General features: G+C 36.5%; 15 protein-coding genes and 2 pseudogenes. 4 read left to right on the top strand and 13 right to left on the bottom strand.

Annotated features, from left to right (window positions below):
- Positions 1-225 precede the first annotated feature (225 nt).
- A pseudogene (locus K6959_RS18435) lies at positions 226-1158 on the bottom strand (DMT family transporter).
- Positions 1159-1368: 210 nt separating this feature from the next.
- Here K6959_RS18435 and K6959_RS18430 point away from each other — a divergent pair.
- Complete coding sequence (locus K6959_RS18430) at positions 1369-2136, top strand: (S)-benzoin forming benzil reductase (RefSeq protein ID WP_163242506.1); 768 nt, start codon at positions 1369-1371, stop codon at positions 2134-2136.
- Positions 2137-2191: 55 nt separating this feature from the next.
- Here K6959_RS18430 and K6959_RS18425 read toward each other — a convergent pair whose 3' ends face one another.
- The 4 genes and pseudogenes from K6959_RS18425 to K6959_RS18410 all read right to left on the bottom strand — a co-directional run bounded on the left by K6959_RS18425 (position 2192) and on the right by K6959_RS18410 (position 4827).
- Positions 2192-2632: a ferritin-like domain-containing protein gene (locus tag K6959_RS18425; RefSeq protein WP_163242507.1), complete on the bottom strand. Its 441-nt coding sequence runs from the start codon at positions 2630-2632 to the stop codon at positions 2192-2194.
- A gap of 88 nt (positions 2633-2720) precedes the next feature.
- Positions 2721-3134, bottom strand: a complete 414-nt coding sequence (fosB, locus tag K6959_RS18420; protein ID WP_394373044.1) for a metallothiol transferase FosB — start codon at positions 3132-3134, stop codon at positions 2721-2723.
- Positions 3135-3302: 168 nt separating this feature from the next.
- Positions 3303-3514: pseudogene (locus K6959_RS18415) on the bottom strand (2-hydroxymuconate tautomerase family protein).
- A 122-nt stretch (positions 3515-3636) separates the two neighbouring features.
- Complete coding sequence (locus K6959_RS18410; protein WP_223087277.1) at positions 3637-4827, bottom strand: YbfB/YjiJ family MFS transporter; 1191 nt, start codon at positions 4825-4827, stop codon at positions 3637-3639.
- Positions 4828-4958: 131 nt separating this feature from the next.
- Between K6959_RS18410 and K6959_RS18405 the strand changes: the two genes are divergently transcribed.
- Complete coding sequence (locus K6959_RS18405; RefSeq protein WP_223087275.1) at positions 4959-5822, top strand: LysR family transcriptional regulator; 864 nt, start codon at positions 4959-4961, stop codon at positions 5820-5822.
- Between the two features lie 52 nt (positions 5823-5874).
- Here K6959_RS18405 and K6959_RS18400 read toward each other — a convergent pair whose 3' ends face one another.
- The 6 genes from K6959_RS18400 to K6959_RS18375 form a co-directional block, all read right to left on the bottom strand.
- Positions 5875-6828, bottom strand: coding sequence for a threonine ammonia-lyase (locus K6959_RS18400; RefSeq protein ID WP_163242512.1), 954 nt, complete (start codon positions 6826-6828; stop codon positions 5875-5877).
- A 73-nt stretch (positions 6829-6901) separates the two neighbouring features.
- Complete coding sequence (locus tag K6959_RS18395; protein WP_163242513.1) at positions 6902-8446, bottom strand: bifunctional metallophosphatase/5'-nucleotidase; 1545 nt, start codon at positions 8444-8446, stop codon at positions 6902-6904.
- Between the two features lie 57 nt (positions 8447-8503).
- Positions 8504-9301 (bottom strand): phosphonate ABC transporter, permease protein PhnE, encoded by a 798-nt coding sequence (gene phnE, locus K6959_RS18390; RefSeq protein WP_218943987.1) that lies wholly within the window; start codon positions 9299-9301, stop codon positions 8504-8506.
- On the bottom strand, positions 9298-10089 hold the full coding sequence (phnE, locus tag K6959_RS18385; protein ID WP_223087273.1) for a phosphonate ABC transporter, permease protein PhnE: 792 nt from the start codon (positions 10087-10089) through the stop codon (positions 9298-9300). Before phnE (K6959_RS18385) ends, phnE (K6959_RS18390) begins: the two co-directional genes overlap by 4 nt.
- Positions 10086-10859: a phosphonate ABC transporter ATP-binding protein gene (phnC, locus tag K6959_RS18380; RefSeq protein WP_163242515.1), complete on the bottom strand. Its 774-nt coding sequence runs from the start codon at positions 10857-10859 to the stop codon at positions 10086-10088. The genes phnE (K6959_RS18385) and phnC overlap by 4 nt, the downstream gene beginning before the upstream one ends.
- A 117-nt stretch (positions 10860-10976) precedes the next feature.
- On the bottom strand, positions 10977-11930 hold the full coding sequence (locus K6959_RS18375; RefSeq protein WP_179959033.1) for a phosphate/phosphite/phosphonate ABC transporter substrate-binding protein: 954 nt from the start codon (positions 11928-11930) through the stop codon (positions 10977-10979).
- Between the two features lie 315 nt (positions 11931-12245).
- Here K6959_RS18375 and K6959_RS18370 point away from each other — a divergent pair, with 315 nt between their 5' ends.
- Both K6959_RS18370 and K6959_RS18365 read left to right on the top strand, forming a co-directional pair.
- Positions 12246-13172 carry a DMT family transporter gene (locus tag K6959_RS18370; RefSeq protein WP_223087271.1) on the top strand — a complete coding sequence of 309 codons (927 nt, stop codon included), beginning with the start codon at positions 12246-12248 and terminating at the stop codon, positions 13170-13172.
- Between the two features lie 192 nt (positions 13173-13364).
- The gene (locus K6959_RS18365; protein WP_223087269.1) at positions 13365-14420 is read left to right on the top strand and encodes an aromatic acid exporter family protein; all 1056 of its coding nucleotides are present in this window, start codon (positions 13365-13367) and stop codon (positions 14418-14420) included.
- 53 nt (positions 14421-14473) lie between these two features.
- Here the strand turns inward: K6959_RS18365 and K6959_RS18360 are convergent, their stop codons facing one another.
- Together K6959_RS18360 and K6959_RS18355 are read right to left on the bottom strand one after the other, a co-directional pair.
- Positions 14474-15547 (bottom strand): ABC transporter substrate-binding protein, encoded by a 1074-nt coding sequence (locus K6959_RS18360; RefSeq protein WP_163242518.1) that lies wholly within the window; start codon positions 15545-15547, stop codon positions 14474-14476.
- On the bottom strand, positions 15544-16344 hold the full coding sequence (locus K6959_RS18355) for an ABC transporter permease (RefSeq protein ID WP_223087267.1): 801 nt from the start codon (positions 16342-16344) through the stop codon (positions 15544-15546). Before K6959_RS18355 ends, K6959_RS18360 begins: the two co-directional genes overlap by 4 nt.
- Positions 16345-16347: the final 3 nt, after the last annotated feature.

The raw sequence follows: 16347 nt of genomic DNA, 5'->3' as shown, positions 1-16347 counted from the left end.
TTTTTTCCTATAAGTAGAAATTTCCCTTACTGATTGCAATCCAAACAGAAAAAAACAGGTAATAAATCACCTGCTTTAGACTGTTAGCAAACGTTTGCATTCTTCGAACTAAATGTTCTCTTCGCTTCCGAACACTTCGACTGACACAGTCTTATCGGACATTTGCTTTAAGTATTGATTCTTCTATAAACTTTGCAAGCAGTAAAGCACCTTTTTTAATCGTTATTATTTACTCCTCTTTACATCGCCATCATCAGCCTGTGACAAAATGATAATTGTTCCAATAATACAAGCTGCTCCCAGCCATTCAACTAAGCCAAACGGGACTCTCAACCACAAAACGGCTAATAAGGCTGCCTATAATGGCTCTGCACTAGCCAACAAGCTTGTTTCTGTGGCGCTTATGTACTTTAAGCTTTCTAAATAACAATAAAACGGAATAAGTGTACCGAATAAAACAATAAAAAGGACAGCAACTAATGCCTCAAAACTAAGTTCCCCTTGAAACTTCCACGGCGGGGAAAGAAAGCTAAATGCCAATCCGCCAACGAACATCCCCCAGCCGATCACGATGATTGAACCCCATTTACGTAAAAGGTTAATTGGCTGCAACGTATAAAAAGCAAGTGCAAAAGCTGAACTGATCCCCCAAAATACTGCCCAGCCGGATATTGATAAATGTTGAAAATTCCCCTTCGTAACGAGGAGAAATGCCCCTAAGAGTGCTAATAAAATTGCTAATAATTCATTAATAGATGGGGAGCGTTTTAACTTTATTGCAAAATAACACACAATCATAACAGGTGCTAAATATTGAAGTAATGTTGCAGTTGCGGCATTTCCAACATTTATCGCAGCAAAAAACGTATACTGAACTCCGAGCATTCCGACAATACTAAACAGGAGGAGACTAGAACGCTCTTCTTTTGATTTCCAAATTTCAAATATCTTTCGATTTCCTTTTACGATAGATAACAATAAAAAAAACACTCCAGAGATTAATAGTCTCACGACAACGAGCCATTCAGGCGAGTATCCTTTATGTTGAAACAAATATTGAGCTACCGTACCAGAGACACCCCATAAAATAGCTGCAAACAGAACAAAACTAATCCCTTTTAATCTACCATGTGACCTTATTAATACTTTTGTTTCCATGATGTTCGCCTCTCTTGCAAATAAAAAAATAGAAACTACAAAGCCATAATTCAATTAGTTACGTTAAAACTTACAAGAAAAACTACTCATGTAGAATAACATAAGGCGAAATTATTTTCTATTCATTATTTTCAGTTAGTTCAACTTTGATGATATGATAGAGTTTCAAGCTACTTAACTAATAAGACCTTAAAAAAAAGGAGGGAACAAATGATGAAGGCATTTATTATTACTGGTACATCTCGTGGATTAGGTGAAGCAATTGCGGAAAAGTTATTGGCTCCTAACGATCATTTTGTTTGTATATCACGAACGAAGAATGAGCAATTATTATCAAAAGCAATGAAAAGCAAAGCATCTCTCGATTACTATGAATACGATCTGAACGATATCCACCATATTGACACTCTTATGTCTAACATTTTTTCAAAACTTCCTACAGACAGTTTAGAAGGTCTTTACTTAATTAACAATGCAGGGATAGTGAAGCCAATTGGACCTGTACAGAAAAATACAAGTGAAGAAATAACATTAAATATTCATGTGAATTTGATAGCCCCTATGATAATGACAGCTAACTTTATTAAGCATTCAGCCTCGCTCAAAATAGATAAGCGCATCTTAAATATTTCCTCAGGAGCAGGAAGAAAATCGTATAATGGGTGGAGCAGTTATTGCAGTGCAAAAGCGGGATTAGACCACTTTACAAGATGTGTGGCTGCCGAGCAATCTGATAAAGAATATGGCGTAAAGCTCGTCTCAATTGCCCCTGGCATTATTGATACAAATATGCAAGTAGACATTAGATCTTCTAACAAAGATGATTTTGCTCTGTTGCAAAAATTTATTGAATATAAAGAAACAGATCAACTACTTCAACCCGATTACGTGGCAGAAAAACTGATAAATTTACTATTCAACCAGCATTTCGGGAAAAATGAGCAAATTATTGATATTAGAACTTATAATGGGGCTTAATATTTTTCAAAAGGCTGAAACAGCTGCATATGGTTCAGCCTTTCTTTACTCGCCATTATCTCCCCTGTTTCATTAAAAAACGTAAAAACCAAACAGCATGATTTTGTTCATCGGATGCTGCGCGGCGAAACTGCCTTCTAATATATGGATCATTTGTTTTATCAATAATATCTAAATAAAAGTCAACCGTTTCTTGTTCATCGATAAAAGCAGCTTCTAAACCTTTGCGATATTTTTCTGGACAAGGTTCTATTTGTCTTGGTTTAGGCTGTCTGCCTGTCAAAGCCGTATAGATTTTTGAGAAAGTTTCAAAGTGGCGCACTTCATCGCTTCTTATCTCTAATATTCTCTTTCTCGTTTTACTGTTTGGCGCTTTTTCCGCCAATACGCCATAACAAATAATTGTGCTATACTCGCCGTTTATCGCTCTAGCAATATCATAAACGAGTGAGTCTTGTCGAGATGAGCTTTCAACATCATAATAAGGGACATACATATAAAATCCTCCATCAATTTAGTTTTACCGCCCTTATATATGTATGTTCAATCTCTTATACACGTTCCTAACGAGATGATAGTTAAAACTACGTTTCGTCATAAAAGACCATATGATCTTTCTCTTCTTTATAAAATTCAAGCCGATCGTGAAGCGTTCCTGTATGAAATTCGAACTTATGTCCATCTGGATCAGTAAAATAAATTGATTTTCGATCCCGTTCATCTCTCGGGCGCCCCGAAAGGATATTAACATTTAAGTTCTTTAATTTGTTTAAATAGTAATCATAGTCATACTCATTAATTGAAAAAGCAATATGTGTATACGATTGATGAATTTCATTTCTCGGTATATCTTTTTCTTCATTAAGTGCTAACCATAATCCATTAACATCAAAATAAGCGCTAGTTCGCCCTTTTACTAATAGTTTTCCGCCAAATACCTGTTCATAAAATTGAATTGAACGCTCTAAATTTGAAACAGAAAACAACAAATGATTCATTGCTTTTATTTTCAAAACCATTCCCCCCCCCTTTACATTGGCAATCGGCTGTCCGATTGCCATTTAACATTTAAGCTGAGTCATAATAATATTTTGTTTGTTTCCCTAACAGTATAAGTCATTTAATCAACATCACCAACATAAAACAAAACAACTATTTTTTATTGTTTATTCACCCCGTTTTCTTCTTTCTGTTACTGTTTCGCCCCCAATACCCCCACATTATCCGTTTCTACTTCATCAATCACAACGACCGTCGTCTGAGGGTTTTTATTCAGCACTTCTTTTAGGAGATTCGTTACACCTTCAATAAGTTGGTGCTTTTGTTCAGCTGTTACTTTTTCTTTTTCCTTAGTAATTTTAATATTTACGTATGGCATAAAAAAACATCCTTTCATTTTTGTATACTCGCTTCCAAAACATACTACGGTTCTCGGCTAACAAGCACTTTCAAACAATCTGAGTCATATTAACTTTGACTACAATCTCAAATAAACATATTTCATTTAATTATTTGTAATTTTTTCAATTTTTTCTCTTTAAATTGGGCAACGCTTAAAAATACCATTCCAACAAGTAAAACACTAGAGGCAAAAACAAGCGCTGACCCGTAGCCCCCTGACTTTGTAATGAACATTCCGCCAATAGCTGGACCAATCATCTGTCCGATGCCATAAAAAAAAGTTAAATAACTAATAACTTTACTACTTTCAGAGGGTGTAATATTTCTTACTTCTGCAACAAACAGTGTTGTAATTCCCATAAATGTAGCCCCAAATAAGAAGGCTCCCATTAACGCTCCATAAATATTAAACAAGAACACTGGCAAGATTACACCTACAGTTTGGAGTGCAAAAGCCAATTGTAAAGTCGGGAGATGCCCCCATCTTTTCGCTGCTAACGACCAGAGAATACAAGAAGGAGCTGCTGCAATTCCTACAAAAACCCAACTCAATGACGGGATATGATTTAAACCGGGAATATTTTGTACAAGGGTAACTAAAAAAGTTCCACTAATAATATAACCGATCCCTTCACATCCATATGAGGCGATTAACCATGGTAAAACAATAACATGGTGATTTGCGACATTCTCCTCTGTTAATGTGATCTCACTATTTTTTGAAGGAGGACTGTCTTTCACTAACATAAGTGTAAAGATTGTGAATACACCTGCTAGAAGACCTAAACCTATCCAGCTTCCTTGCCAACTGTAGTAGTGATTCAAAATAGGAACAAATAAACCAGATAATAAAATGCCAATCCCAACACCGCCGTAAAATAAACCAGACCAAGTTAAGCGCTTATAATAAGCAAGATAGTCCATGACGATGCTTGAAGCAAATACAAACACAAGCCCGCTGGAAAAACCAGAAATAAATCGCAGCATGAACCATACGACATGATGTTCGGTTAGCCCCATTGCAAGCGTTGTGATGACATTCAAAAGAAGATTGATTGTTAAATGGAATTTCCTCCCCTTCCGCCATTTAACAGTTCCCGCAAGCAAGGCTCCTAGAAGATAGCCAAAATAATTTGCGGATGCTACATACCCTGCTGCCTTTTCACTAAAGTTCTTTGCCTCTAGCATGAACGGCAAGATGGGCGTATACGCAAACCTTCCAATCCCCATGACAATCACGAGGGCGAACAATCCTCCGATGACAATATTAATTGGATAATTCCTTCTCATCGCACAACTCCTTAAAATCATCATCCTTTTAGTTTAATCGTACAGTTGATCTGGTATTAAGTAAAATGATAAAATGAGATACTTCATATCTGATTTATAAATACCTAAAAATATGAATGGAGGAAAAAGATATGGATATTGAAGATTTAATTATTTTTCGGACAGTCGCAATCGAGGAGAGCATTTCAAAAGCAGCTCATAAATTAACATTTGCTCAATCTAGTATTACATCAAAAATAAAACGAATGGAGGCCCACTTTCAATCACCGTTATTCCATCGTCACCGTTACGGGGTTTCATTAACAGCACAAGGGAAAATCCTGCTTTCCTATACAAATCAAATTGTTCATTTGTTTAAAGAAGCCGAAAAAGCACTCATTTGTCCAAAAATTCCTCAAGGCTCCCTTCATATCGGTTCAATGGAAACAACTGCGGCTGTGAGACTGCCTGTTGCGCTATCTTCATTTCATGAACAATATCCTGAAGTGGAACTATCATTAAAAACTGGACCGACAGAAAAATTAGTCAAGATGGTACTTAACTATGAATTAGATGGAGCTCTTGTTGCCGGTCCAATTAAACACGGAGAACTGTTCCAGCAAAAGGTGATCGATGAAGAGCTCGTCCTCGTCTCAAAAAAAGACGAGTCCTTAAAAAATATGAAAACAAGTCGTTTACTCGTTTTTAGACAAGGCTGTTCATATCGAAAAAAACTAGAAGAATGGCTGTTTACAGAAAATATAATGCCTGAGAAAATAATGGAATTTGGTTCACTTGAAGCAATATTAGGATGTGTCAATGCAGGAATGGGGATCTCTCTATTACCAAAATCAGTTGTGGAACAAGTTCAACGAAACTATTCTTTTATATATCACGAAATCCCTTATCAATTTGGGAAAGTGACAACATTTTTTATTCAGCGAAAAAAAAATATTACCACATTAGCGATGGAAAAGTTTCTCGAAACGATGAAGGAAACTTTTTATAAGGCTTAAATTATAATAAACCTCCCTCATTTATTTCATTTTGTTAAAAGGGAGGTGTTTATTAATCTTTCGGAAATAATTGAGGCAGTTTTTCGAGATCAACATTACCACCTGAAATAACTACAACAACTTTTTTTCCTGTAAAACCTAGCTTAGCAGACATAGCCGCTGCAATTGAAACGGCACTTGATGGCTCAATCAGTTGCTTCATTCTTTCGAGAACAAAGTAAAGCGCTGTGCGAATTTCTTCCTCACTAACTAACACAAGATCATCAAGATATTTTTGTAATATAGGAAAAGTAACCTCACCAGGTTGACTCGTCCGTAACCCGTCGGCAATTGTTTTTGTTGCATCAATAGACACTCTGCTTTTACTCCTTAAGGAAAGATACGTATCGTTCGCTAGTTCTGGTTCTACGCCTATTACTTTAACTTTTGGGTGCGACTCTTTTATTGCAGTTAATATTCCAGAAACGAGTCCACCTCCGCCAATTGGTACTACAATTGCCTCAACATCTTCGAGTTGTTCTAGTACTTCAAGCGCTATTGTACCTTGTCCTGAAATCACATCATCGTCATCATATGGCGGTATGAAAACGCCATTTTTTTGCACAGCTATTTCTTTTGCTCTTAGTATTCGCTCAGTTGAGGTCATCCCACATTTTTCAATTACACCGTTGTATGCCTTAATAGCATTTATTTTGCACAAACTAGCATTCTCTGGCACGACGATTGTAGTTGGAACTCCTAACTTGTTTCCTATATAAGCAACAGCTTGACCATGATTTCCCGATGAAGCTGCTGTTATATATGTAGCCCCAGCTTTTACCGCATGTTTTACTTTATTCGTTGCACCTCGTATTTTAAAGGAACCTGTCTTTTGCAAGTGCTCTGCTTTTAAAAAAAGCTCGTTTCCACAAATAAGTGAAAGCTGCTCAGAGCTTAGTAATGGCGTCACTTTCGTAATACCTTTCAATCGCTTCCTTGCAGCTAGAATATTTTGTAACTCTATCATATGTGATCACTCCTTTTCCTGTTATGCTATTTTAGCATTCATAAAAAACACCCCTTTTTTCGGGGTGAGATGCCTAATATTCTATTATCCAATTATGATTTACGTTAGCATGAATCGTTCCTGCTTTTATGACCGCTTCCATAAGAAGGTGCGATACTTCTTCTTTATACTCTTTTATAACTTTGCCTCGTCCGACCATCTCGTATCCGCCCGTCCCCGTTGCACGATAGTTGCTCATCACTACTTTATATGGATGAGTTGGTTTTAACGGTACTCCGTGGTAGTGAATACTTTTTATCCGTTTTCCAATTGGGTTTCTTACATCAATAATATAGTCGATTCCTTCCCACATATCATAGTTATAGCTTAAACTTCTAGGTTTTTCCCATTGTGGATGTATCGTAACAGTTCCATCGGATTTAACGTCAAAAAAACTAGCGGAAACCTCTAAAGCTTCACGAATTTGTTCTCCAGTTAACTCCATCACAACGAGTGTATTCGGGAATGGATAAAGCTCTAATATCGACTTACGAGTTACTTTTTCTTGCAAACCGAAGCAGCTCGCATTTAAAAGGGCGGTACACGATATATCTACATTTGCTGTCTCCATTTGAACGCGGTTCATCCACTCAATAACTGGATGTTCTTGAAGCCAAACTTCTTTTAGCGGATCTGTATAGCGAAAACTAGCGGCGGCACTACCGATTTTTTCATCCATCCATTTGTCTGCTCGTTTTACAATAGGCTCGATCAGCTGATAAATTTGTTGATCTTGTTCTTCCTCATCAACTGGAAGTAACGCTGTTTTTTTCACAGTTTTCCAACCATCCGCTTGTTTATTCGCTTTGATCGTTAATGCACCAACATATTGTCCTTGTGTTCCTGTTTGCAGGACAGAGACTCCTCTTACCTCTTCATTTACGATTATATGTTGATGTCCAGTAAAAAGAGCATCAATTCCTGCGACTTCACGAATGAGCTGAATGCCTTGGTTTTCCCCGTTACATTCCGAAAGCTCGTCACCTGTTTCTGGGTGCACTTCTAGTCCGCCGTGATAAGAAACGATGACAAAGTCTACTTGCTCCTTCTCCCTCATCTCTTTAATCCATCTTGGAGCTACTTCTACCGGATCGAGAAAATGTAACTGTTGAATATTTGTCGGCTTTTCCCAGACAGGAACAAACTTTGTTGTTAATCCGAGAATGCCAATTTTAAAGCCATTAAATTCACGAACAATATAAGGTTTTCCATAGAACGGCTCATCTGTATCTTTTCGAACAATGTTCGCGGAAATCCACGGAAATCTGGATTGTGCGACAACACTTTGTAATTTCTTTGCCCCATAATTAAATTCATGATTACCAAATACCGCTGCTTCATAGCCTATTTCGTTATATAACGAAATAATCGGATTTACTTCTTCATGATCAATTGCATATTGAGCAAGTGATGTTCCTTGAATTAAGTCACCGTTATCAATCAGGACAACATGTTGCTTTAAATTAGCGCGCAATTTTTTTATTAAAGAAGCGGCACGTAATATCCCTTTTCGCTGATGAGCATCACCAACATAGCCATGAACATCGCTTGTATATAAGATCTTTATTTCTGTTTCCATTACGTACTCCCCTAACTATGTATCCATTTCTTTCGATTCACGCACTCACAAATTTCCCTACACAATTTTTTTCCGTAAATAGCTTGATAAATAATCAATAATTGTAATCGTCACAATAATTCCGAGTAAGATGATTCCAACCCGACCCCAATCTCTTGAACCTATTGCAAAAATTAACGGAGCACCAATTCCACCGGCACCAATAACACCTAAAATTGTCGCTGAACGCATATTTATTTCAAAACGGTAAAGTGAATATGAAATAAACCCTGGAAGAACTTGCGGTAAAACAGCAAACCATAAAACTTGTAATCTATTTGCTCCCGATGCTATTAATGCTTCTGTAGGACCCATATCCATATTTTCGACTTCTTCAGAAAAAAGCTTTCCGAGCATTCCGATAGAATGTAGCCCTAAAGCAAGTATTCCTGCAAAAGAACCAGGACCAACAGCTTTTATAAATAATAATGCAAGTACAATTTCAGGAAACGTTCGAATGACACTAAGCGTAAACTTTCCACTACTTGAGACCATTTTCCCTTTACTTAAGTTTGAGGCGGCCCAAAACGCAAATGGAATACAAAGAAGCACGGAAATGATCGTTCCTAATATCGCAATTGCAAGTGTATCAAGCAGTCCTCGCAGTAAGTCCTCCCCATCAGGCAAATAAACATAATCCCAATCAGGGTGAATGATCCCATCTAAGATCGACTTAGTCACTGTCATTGCTGTATCCTTAACTTCGACATTTTGAAGTCCAGAAAATGCCCAAACATATAATAAAATTAATAAAATGGTAATCGTCCAGCGAAAGAGTGGTTTCTTTTTCGGCTTTTTTATGATTATTTCACTCATACTAATTTCTCCCGTAGCTTCGTACTAATGTAGTCAATGATTAAAATGACAACGAGCGTGTAAATGATAATCGCATTTGTTCTATCATACTGTAGGAATCCCAATGTCTTTTCATAGTATTGTCCGATCCCTCCTGCACCTACATAACCTAAAATCGCTGCTGCCCGAATGTTTACTTCAAATGTATAAAGTACATATGAAATAAAATGGGGAGTCACTTGAGGGATCACACCAAAATGAATCCATTGAATTTTGTTAGCTCCAGAAGCTGTCATTGCTTCTAATGGACCAGGATCAATCGACTCAATCGATTCAAACGTTAATTTCGCAATAATTCCTAAAGAGAAAAACGTCAGCGCTAACATCCCTGCAAATGGGCCAATCCCAAAAATAGCAACAAAAATAGCTGCAAGAAGGAGGTCTGGGATTGTACGAATTAAATTAAGAATAAAACGAGCAGTTTGATAAAGAAAAGGAATTTTCACGATATTCCCAGCAGATAATAATGAAATCGGAATCGCTAATATAGCACCAAAGGTTGTTCCTAATACGGCCATACGAATTGTTTCTAATAAGGCATCTTTAATATTACTAAAATAGCCCCAATCTGGAGGAAACATTTCTACGAGCAAATCCCACATATTAGGCAAGCCCGCCCACAGCTCTTTAAAAGACGATTCAGTTTGTACTGCGCTTCCCCAAGCAAGCACAACAACTAATGCCAGTGTAAAAATATGCTTTGTCTTACGAGGAGGTTTACTTATTGTGTTTTTCGCAATTTCACTCATCCAGCAGTCTCTCCTAACAGTTCATCAGACTCAATCTCTCTACCGTATATTTCCTCAAATTTTTCATCTGTTGCAGCTGCTACGGGACCATCGAATACGACCTTTCCTGCTCGAAGACCGATTATTCTAGTTGCATACTCTCTTGCAAGATCAACAAAGTGCAAATTCACAATCGTTGTAATTCCAAGTTCTTGATTAATCCGTTTCAAATCATCCATTACTTGCTTCGTTGTAAGCGGATCTAGCGAAGCGACTGGTTCATCAGCAAGAATGATTTTAGCCTCTTGTGCTAATGTTCGCGCAATGGCAACACGTTGTTGCTGTCCTCCTGAAAGTTCATCGGCACGGGCATACGCCTTTTCTAAAATATTCACTCTCTTTAACGCCTGTAATGCTAATTGAACATCCTCTTTCGGGAATAAACCTAACACCGTTCGCATTGTAGAATGATAGCCGACCCTTCCTGAGAGAACATTTCTCATCACTGAAGAACGCTTAACTAAATTAAAATTTTGGAAAATCATTCCGATATCACGACGAATTGTTCGCAACCCTTTACCTCTTGCCTTCGTAATCGATTTTCCGTCAATGATAATTTCTCCACTTGAAATTTCATTTAATCGATTAATTGATCGTAACAAAGTAGACTTTCCAGCACCCGAAAGTCCAACAATGACGATAAATTCACCTTTATGAATCTTTAAATTAACATGATCTAAACCTCTCGTTCCGTTCGGATACGTTTTTGATACGTTTCGAAACTCTATCATGACTCTCCCAACCTTCTATACGTATAATTAACAGTTTCATATGGGCAAAAATACAGCCAGTACGCACAATTCGACTGGCTGTAAATTATTCCTATTCAATCATCACTTTGCAATAAATCAGTCTGTTTTTACTTTCTCAGAATATTCACGAACAATTTCGAAAACACTGTCTTCTGATGTCACATAACCTTCATGATTGTAGATCTCTTGAATTATTTTTAAACCTTCTGGGTCTTTACCAATATCAATAAATGCATTTTGTACTTTCTCTACCCATTCTTTGTCCATGTCTGAACGAATAGAAACTGTATCATTTGGAATATTTTCAGTGAATTCAATTACTTTCGTATCTTCGAATACAGTTGGAAACTCATCTTTAACGATATTACGCGCATCTTGGAACACAACAGCCGCATCAACATCACCATTTAATAAGGCGATAATTGCTTGGTCATGCCCTTTTAAAGTAACTCCTTCTACATCTTTGAGCGGATCAATATCTGCTTCCATTAGTTTCGCAGCAGGCCATACGTACCCAGCTGAAGATGTTACGTTTTGGAATGCAATCTTTTTCCCTTTCAAGTCTTTAATACTTTTAATATCTGAATCTTTTTTCACAATAAACATTGATTTATAAAAGTCAACAAGCTCTTCTGTCCATTCTCCAGTTTCATCATCTACACCATAACGTTGTGATTGAAGAATGACTTCCGCAGCACCTTTTTCCTTTGCTAACACGTAAGCAGTAGGAGGTAAAAATCCTACGTCAACTTTTTTGGATGCCATCGCTTCAATAATTGTATTATAGTCAGTCGAAACACTGACTTTAACAGGGATATCTAATTGTTCGCTTAAAAGATCTTCTAAAGGCTTCGCTTTTGCTTCAAGTGTATCTGCATTTTGTGATGGAACAAACTGTACTGTTAAAGTTTCTGGTATGTATCCTGATGCTTCCTCTTTTTTTCCGTCATCAGACTTTGACGCTTTTTTGTCGCCACTTGAGCCGCATCCGCTTAGTAAGCCAGTCGCTAAGGCAAATGACATTCCCATTAATGCGATTTTCTTAAACATATAAACCCTCCAGCTTTCATAATATTTTACGAAACTAGGTCTAACATAACACTTGTACTTTAAACTAACATGAATCTTTTGTAAATATTTGTAACAGATATGTAAATGATTGTTACAAAAATGTAAACTGCTGTAATGTAAGCGTAAAAATAGCATAATTGTTATCTTTTCTTCAAACCGTCAATTGTAAACATTTTTATCATAAAAAAAACATGCTTAAACTTATTAGACAGCTAGACATGGAAACTGCCACGATGTCATAATGATTGAAACAAATATAATAGCCAGTTAGACTAGTTTTAAAGGAGTGATCAAATGCTGGACAAACAAACAGGTAAAGCTTATATCGCAGCTTTCACATATTCATTTATTATCGGCTTCTCCTTTCTATTTTTTAAATTGACTTTGACCGTTGCTGATCCGATTGATACGCTTGCACACCGCTTTACAGCTTCTTTTATTGCGATATTAATCCCAGTTATATTCGGTTGGATTAAATTAACGATCCAGTTGAAAGATATTATTCGTATTTTGCCACTTGCATTGTTTTATCCGACAATGTTTTTTGCATTTCAAATTTTTGGACTTGTGTATACGACTTCTTCGGAAGCGGGAATTGTTCAAGCTACGATTCCAATTTTCACTTTAATTTTAGCTACTATTTTTCTTAAAGAAAAAACAACTATTTGGCAAAAATTATCTATTATTCTATCGGTTTCTGGTGTTATTTATATTTTTATTATGAAAGGAACGGCCTTAAATGTTGCTAATTTAAAGGGAACACTATTATTACTGATCTCAGCTTTTTCATTCGCTGGGTACAGTGTTTTAGCCCGCCCTTTAACGAAAAAATTCACTCCGACGGATTTAACATTTATGATGATGACCATTGCTTTTTTAACCTTTAATAGCATCTCTCTTATGAAGAATGGTTTTAATGGGAGCTTGCATTTGTATATAAAACCACTACTAAGTCCGATGTTTGTAATAGCAATACTTTATTTAGGCGTTTTGTCCTCCCTAGTCACAGCGTTATTATCTAATTATGTACTCTCAAAAATCGAAGCTTCTAAAATGAGTGTGTTTGGCAACCTCTCCACATTAGTTTCGATTATTGCCGGGGCAGTATTTTTACATGAACAACTTTATTATTATCATATAATCGGAGCTTCTATGATTATTTTAGGTGTAATTGGGACAAATTTCTTAAGTACGGGAATGAAGAAAAAGACAGCAGTATAATAATGAAGCATTTTAATTATGCCGCAATCCGTTTTTTTATAAAGGATTATTTTGGGTGACTGCAGTCTCAAGCCTAAAACAACGGATGATAAAAAATTTGCTACAATAACATTAATGGATAATTGGAATTCTGCTGCCCCTTTATTTAAAAAGGGCATATACAAAATGAAAGAAATAGGCTGAGGCGATTGTATGAAAAAGTTATCCTTATTAATAGGGGATCGAGTAATGAAGACTGGAATTGCTGTTTTCTTTACAGCGCTAATCTGTCAGTGGCTAAATTGGCCAGCAGTATTTGCGGTCATTACCGCCATTGTCACGATCGAACCTACGGCAAGAGATTCTGTTAAAAAAAGCTTTATCCGTTTTCCTGCTTCAGCTATCGGCTCTGCATATGCAGTTATCTTTATTTCTATTTTTGGGAACTCGCCCATTACATATACTTGTGCTGCTGTGCTTACAATTATCACTTGTTATAAATTAAAACTACATGCAGGATTGCTCGTTGCAACTCTTACAGCCGTTGCAATGATTGAGGTCGTACAGAGTGATTTTTTTGCATCATTTTTTGTTCGTCTCGGAACGACAACAACTGGACTAGTTGTTTCCACGCTAGTAAATATATTTATTTTTCCACCTAAATATGGAACACTCATTTCAAATAATATGATTTCATTATTTAAAAAGACAGGAGACGCCGTAAACATATTGATGACAGAGCTATTATCTGGTCATCCAGGTAATAATAAAGCTGAAGTCATTTTTTCCGAGTTACAGACTGACCTTAATAAAACAGAAACGCTTTGCCGCTTCCAAGAAGCTGATTGGGAGTTTCACCGATTTTCAGAGGCAGACTTGAATCTTTTTTTAAAAGAGAAAGAAATGTTAAATGTGCTACGGCAAATTCACTTTCATTTAGGAAACCTCTTAGCTAATCGAACAGAATCTTTTAATTGGGATGAAAAACAGTCAACGACACTTGCATTTATTTTGCAGCAAGTTGTCAATGGACTGCGCAATGAGGAAAGCTTGAATGATCACCGTTACCATGAACAGATGAAAGAGCTTATTCATCTGTTAGAAGATGAACAATTTGCAACAGAGATAGAAAATAGCGATGGGGAGCTTTTCACAGCTAAATGGACGGTTATATATGAATTTATTTCGATTTATCATTTAATATTTAACTTAAATAAATATGCACCTTCATACATAAAAGAAACGAAAAAGCACGTAAAGCACGGTTAATCTATTACAGCGGAAGTTTTTCATCCCCGCTGTAATAGTTATTTAAAAGTAGCTTATTTTCGATGCATTTTAAATTCGAGAAAAAGGTCATTATAATAAGCCAGCATTTTTTTACCTAGATTTTCATAAACTTCAAGTTTCTCTGTTTGTTCTGGATCGGGGTAGAATCGCTTATCTTCAGCAATTTTTTTCGGAAGATATTGTAATGCTGTTTCATTTGGTGTTGAATAGCCGACATACTCAGCATTTTGCGCCGCGTTTTTAGGATCAAGAATAAAGTTAATAAACTGATGGGCTCCCGCAATGTTTTTTGCACCTTTCGGAATAACGATATTATCAAACCATAAGTTTGAGCCCTCTTTAGGCACTACATAATCAAGCTTTTCATTTTCACTAATGATTTCGGCCGCATCACCAGACCATACAACACCAACAGCTGCTTCCTCATTCGCAAGAAGCATTTTGATCTCGTCTCCAACAATAGCTCTCACATTTGGAGTTAATGTATCAAGCTTCCTTTTTGCTTCCTGAAGATGCGCGACGTTTGTATCATTCAATGAATAATGGAGACTATTTAAACCAAAACCAATCGTCTCACGGGCTCCATCAATTAATAAAATTTGATTGCGCAAATCTTTATCCCATAAGTCATTCCAGCTTGTAATCTTTTTACCATTTAACATTTCCGAATGATACACAATTCCGACCGTTCCCCAAAAATAAGGGATTGAATATTCATTATTCGGATCAAATGACAAATCCATAAAACGGGGATGAATATATTTTAAATTTGGAAGCTTTGAATGATCTAATGGAATTAATAAGTTTTCTTCCTTCATCTTACTAATCGCATATTCAGAAGGAACCGCTAAATCAAATGTTGTTCCTCCTTGTGTGATCTTTGTCATCATCGCCTCATTAGAATCGAATGTTTCAATAATGACTTTTAATCCACTTTCTTTTTCAAACTTCGTTATTAAAGCGGGATCAATATAATCGCCCCAATTATAAACCGTTAAAGTATTTGCGCCTGAATAGCCTTGAGCAGAGTTAAGCTTAGAAACTAAGTACATGACGGCAAACGCAACGATAAACACGATCATAAACATTCGTACAAGTTGTTTCATTTTCTAACCCCCAATCCTTTTGGGCGGCTGCTTTTTTTATTAATGAAGTAATAGCCGATTACAAGCACAATCGTAAATAAGAAAAGAAGTGTTGATAATGCATTGATCGATAATGAAATCCCTTGTCGCGCCCGCGAATAAATTTCTACTGATAACGTTGAAAAGCCATTACCTGTTACAAAAAATGTAACAGCGAAATCATCTAGCGAATAAGTGAGCGCCATAAAAAAACCTGCAAAAATACCTGGTGTAATAAACGGTAAGACAACCTTTGTCAACACATCCCAATTACTTGCTCCTAAGTCATGAGCTGCATCAATCAATGTACTGCCCATTTCTTGCAGTTTCGGGAGAACCATAATCACAACAATCGGAACACTAAATGCAATATGTGAGAGAAGCACAGATGTAAAGCCGAGCTTTATACCAACAATTGTAAATAAAATCAAGAAAGAGGCTCCGATAATAACGTCAGGACTAACAATTAATACATTGTTCAAGCTCAAAAGTGTATTTTTCATTTGCCGTCTTTTCACATACATAATTGCAACCGCTCCGATTACACCTAAAATCGTCGAAATTGCCGCAGATAAAAGCGCAATGACTAACGTATTTAACACGATAATTAATAAGCGTGTATCATCAAAAACTTCTTTATACCAATCAAGTGTAAACCCTTCAAAACTATGCATTGAACCACCGCTATTAAAAGAATAGATCATTAAATACAAAATCGGTGCGTAAAGGATAACAAAAACGATAAACAAGTATATATTTGCAATTTTTTTTCTTTTCATCTT

The organism is Bacillus aquiflavi, assembly GCF_019915265.1.
Classification (GTDB): Bacteria; Bacillota; Bacilli; order Bacillales; family Cytobacillaceae; genus Bacillus_BT; species Bacillus_BT aquiflavi.
Note: the sequence above shows the minus strand (reverse complement) of the source record. Positions and strands in the feature narration are given on the sequence as shown.

What these genes read in the sequence shown, in the direction of transcription:
- K6959_RS18430 (WP_163242506.1), top strand. Translation starts at nt 1,369, where the DNA reads ATGATGAAGGCATTTATTATTACTGGTACATCTCGTGGATTAGGTGAA.
- K6959_RS18425 (WP_163242507.1), bottom strand. Translation starts at nt 2,632, where the DNA reads ATGTATGTCCCTTATTATGATGTTGAAAGCTCATCTCGACAAGACTCA.
- fosB (WP_394373044.1), bottom strand. Translation starts at nt 3,134, where the DNA reads ATGAATCATTTGTTGTTTTCTGTTTCAAATTTAGAGCGTTCAATTCAA.
- K6959_RS18410 (WP_223087277.1), bottom strand. Translation starts at nt 4,827, where the DNA reads ATGAGAAGGAATTATCCAATTAATATTGTCATCGGAGGATTGTTCGCC.
- K6959_RS18405 (WP_223087275.1), top strand. Translation starts at nt 4,959, where the DNA reads ATGGATATTGAAGATTTAATTATTTTTCGGACAGTCGCAATCGAGGAG.
- K6959_RS18400 (WP_163242512.1), bottom strand. Translation starts at nt 6,828, where the DNA reads ATGATAGAGTTACAAAATATTCTAGCTGCAAGGAAGCGATTGAAAGGT.
- K6959_RS18395 (WP_163242513.1), bottom strand. Translation starts at nt 8,446, where the DNA reads ATGGAAACAGAAATAAAGATCTTATATACAAGCGATGTTCATGGCTAT.
- phnE (WP_218943987.1), bottom strand. Translation starts at nt 9,301, where the DNA reads ATGAGTGAAATAATCATAAAAAAGCCGAAAAAGAAACCACTCTTTCGC.
- phnE (WP_223087273.1), bottom strand. Translation starts at nt 10,089, where the DNA reads ATGAGTGAAATTGCGAAAAACACAATAAGTAAACCTCCTCGTAAGACA.
- phnC (WP_163242515.1), bottom strand. Translation starts at nt 10,859, where the DNA reads ATGATAGAGTTTCGAAACGTATCAAAAACGTATCCGAACGGAACGAGA.
- K6959_RS18375 (WP_179959033.1), bottom strand. Translation starts at nt 11,930, where the DNA reads ATGTTTAAGAAAATCGCATTAATGGGAATGTCATTTGCCTTAGCGACT.
- K6959_RS18370 (WP_223087271.1), top strand. Translation starts at nt 12,246, where the DNA reads ATGCTGGACAAACAAACAGGTAAAGCTTATATCGCAGCTTTCACATAT.
- K6959_RS18365 (WP_223087269.1), top strand. Translation starts at nt 13,365, where the DNA reads ATGAAAAAGTTATCCTTATTAATAGGGGATCGAGTAATGAAGACTGGA.
- K6959_RS18360 (WP_163242518.1), bottom strand. Translation starts at nt 15,547, where the DNA reads ATGAAACAACTTGTACGAATGTTTATGATCGTGTTTATCGTTGCGTTT.
- K6959_RS18355 (WP_223087267.1), bottom strand. Translation starts at nt 16,344, where the DNA reads ATGAAAAGAAAAAAAATTGCAAATATATACTTGTTTATCGTTTTTGTT.